Origin of the sequence: Mariniphaga anaerophila (genome assembly GCF_900129025.1) — a bacterium.
GTDB classification, from domain to species: domain Bacteria; phylum Bacteroidota; class Bacteroidia; order Bacteroidales; family Prolixibacteraceae; genus Mariniphaga; species Mariniphaga anaerophila.
In genome coordinates, this window is the sequence record NZ_FQUM01000034.1 from 1 (window position 1) to 3,340 (window position 3,340).

Consider the following 3,340-nt stretch of genomic DNA (forward strand, 5'->3'; position numbering starts at 1 on the left):
GTAGTAAAAGCAACTGATACAGAAGGCGCTTTTGCAACCGACACGTTCCGGTTGTGTGTTGAAGGTTACCCGGTAAGTGCAGAAGACATTTCCGCTGAAGCGTTCAGCGTGAATTTGTATCCGAATCCTGCCCGCAATAACGTTAACCTCGAAATTAAAAGTTCAGGTTACGGCCCGGTAGATGTATCGGTTTACACCATAACAGGGAAAGAAGTGCTTCGCAGGAACTTTAGCAACAGCAGCGTTGTAACGTTCAGCATGGCAGAACAAGTATCAGGAGTATATTTTGTTAAGCTGCAAAAAGACGGTCAGTTAGCCGTTAAAAAACTGGTGCTGGAAAGTAAATAACAGAACATTTTGATAGAACGAGAGGGAGATGATTGCGGTCATCTCTCTTATTTTTTGCTGATTTTTACGATATGAAAATGAGTTTTACGATTTAGATGTTCGCCATTTGCTATAATATCTATTTTTATCACTGACTTTTAAAACCGTATAAACAGAAACAAATTATGAGAATTGGATGACTTCCTGCCTAAAAGTAAATTGGGCTTAAGTCACCAGAGTTCATTGAAAAGTAATGTCCTGTAAAGTGCACAGGAACTTTGTTGAGATAATTTCAATAAAAAACGCAATATCTAAATTTTTAATTCGGCTAAAACCAAATTATTATGAAAAAAATTTACCTGTTTGTTATTTTCTGTCTTACTTTTTCAGTTTTGTCTTTTGGGCAGAAATACTATTCTGCAAGCGATGAGAAATACTATGAATTAAGCAAAGATGCTGTCGGATTAAAAAGCGCAGCTCTTTCTGTTTCTGATACTGTAATTGCAGGTGACCATGTTTCAGATTACAGTTCAGATTACACCAGAGGGTATTATTTTCAGGCACAATCATCGTTTGTTATTAGGGAGCTGATGTGTGCAGAGGAGGCTAACCCCGGCGCAGCAAGACAGTCGGTTGAAGTTATTTTGTTTGGTGCAGAACCTCCTGTGGCGTACCCGGGTCCGGGAGGTGAACATACAACTTTATTTTCGGCAATTGATGTTTCTTCAGGTTGGATTGAATGTGGGGTTGATGTTGTTGAAGGGAGTTATTATGGAATAATTGGAGCAAAACATGATCAGGGAGGCTCTACAATGTATAATTCCTATGGAGATTCTCAGGATCTGATGATTGATGGAATTTCGACATCGTGTAACAGGTTGATTCTGCAGCAATCTTTGGCAACCGGGTCGCCTCTTTCCGGGAGTTACATGTCTGACCCCGGTTCAATTGGGAGAATACACTTTATTGTTGGAAGATATTGGGAAGATATCGTAGTTGACAATGATCCGGGAATTTGTGGCGCTGTTGTAAATTATACAGTCCCGACTGTCGAAGGGGCAATAGTTACTCAGATTGATGCCAGTGGATTAACAAGTGGCGATGAATTTCCGGTTGGAGTGACCATGCAGGAATTTCTGATTGACTACGGTGAAGGTGTCACAGAAACCCGCAGCTTTACGGTAACTGTTAACGACACTGAGCCGCCAGTGTTGGATTGCCCCGAAAATATTGTGGTTTCAAACGATTCGGGTGAATGCGGAGCGGTTGTTACTTTTAACGCGTTAACAGATGAAGTGCTTTTGGATGAGGTTCTTGCCGGCAGTCTTGCCGGCTGGGGAATTACAGATGAACAGTATAATCCAATATTATCTTTTGAAGAAATTGTATCTCCTTTTGACGGAACTTCAGCCATTCAAACCAGTGTAGTTGGAAATACAATTATGATGTGTGAAACTAAAGCTGTTACAAAAACCTACGACATCATTGGCAATAGCGCAACTGTTGATCTTAAGGTCTATTTGGAGTTTGCTTCGAATCTGACTACATATAATTTCCCGTACATCGTTGCAGAATTGTTAGACGAAAATGATAATAGTCTTGGACAACATGTTTATTACGGAAAGGATATGGTGGGCAGCTTCTTTTTAAATTCACATATTTTGACAAATCCGGACAGTTATACAGAACTACCGTCAGCAACAGGTGATATGGTTTTGGATCTTGCAAGAATTGGAGAGGATATAGATTTTAACAAAATTAGCATTAAGCTTTGTAATTATGCCTGCGAAGGAGAAAACTCCATCGTTTTTGACCACTTGCGGGCTATAAATAGCGGTCTTGGTGGTGGTACAGGAGAGTCTGGTTCGGTAGCATCAGATAATTGTCCGGGAGTTCAGGTCGAAGCAAGCATTCCTTCCGGCAGTTTTTTTCAGGTGGGCACAACCCCTGTGACCTTAACAGCCACTGATGCAGCCGGCAATATTACAAGTTGTTCGTTTAATGTTACGGTTAACGACACCGAAGCACCGGTTGCAATTTGTAAGGAGGGTGCCACGGGTGTTGCAGCTTATGTGTCTTCTACTGCCGGGGAACCATGGGGACAACCAACCGGCAAAGAGGCAATGGATTTGGCTTTTGGTAGTGGCAATTGGGAACAACTCTATTTTGAAACAGCAGACCTAGCCGTACTTTTGTCTGATGCGTATAGCTTTATTTATATTGAGGGAGGTGATGGTAATGCGAACAGTATGGAGGCTTTTATTGATGCTCATATTACTGAGATGGAAAATTGGGTGGCCAATGGCGGAAATCTCTTTTTAAATGCAGCTCCGAATGTTGGCGATGGCATGAGTTGGGGATTTTGGGGTGTTGAGTTGTATTATCCTGACGCTTCTAATTCTGTTGAAGCAACAGATCCTTCTCATCCCATATTTAACGGGCCGTTTACCCCGGTTATTGCAGGGCCCTATACGGGAGGCTCGTATGCCCATGCTACCATCCCGGAAGCGTTAAATGTCACTGTTTTACTTCAGAATACAGAAGACCCGACAAAGCACGTTTTGTCTTATGCCGAATGGGGGCTTGGCAGGGTGCTTTTTGGAGGAATGACTGCAACTTATTTTCATAGTCCGCAACCCGAAGCTTTGAACCTGAGGGCGAATATGTTCGATTTTCTTTCAAAACGGGTTTCGGAGTTTGAGCTGGACGAAAACGGAGAGGTTGTCATTACTCCCGAAGATATTGATGGCGGAAGTACCGACAATTGTGGAATTGAGAATATGGAAGTGAATCCTTCTGAATTTGGGATTGAAGATTTGGGGGAACAGGAAGTCACATTAACGGTTACCGATGCTGCCGGAAATACTTCGTCTTGTACCGCGACAGTTATTATTGTTGCAAACTCCGATGGCCCGGTAGTAGTTGCCAACCCCATTGACGTTTACCTGGACGAAACGGGAGGTTACACGCTTGCTCCGGAAGATTTGGAAATGATGGCCGACGGAACCACAGA

Annotated in this window: 2 protein-coding genes; both read left to right on the forward strand. The window is 42.6% G+C overall.

Going from position 1 to position 3,340, the window contains the following annotated elements:
* Window positions 1-348: T9SS type A sorting domain-containing protein (locus BUB08_RS19870; protein WP_139249813.1), on the forward strand; the 348-nt coding region annotated here is incomplete at its 5' end.
* Window positions 349-671: 323 nt separating this feature from the next.
* Window positions 672-3,340 (forward strand): HYR domain-containing protein (locus tag BUB08_RS20650; RefSeq protein WP_139249814.1); only part of this gene is annotated, 2,669 nt, incomplete at its 3' end.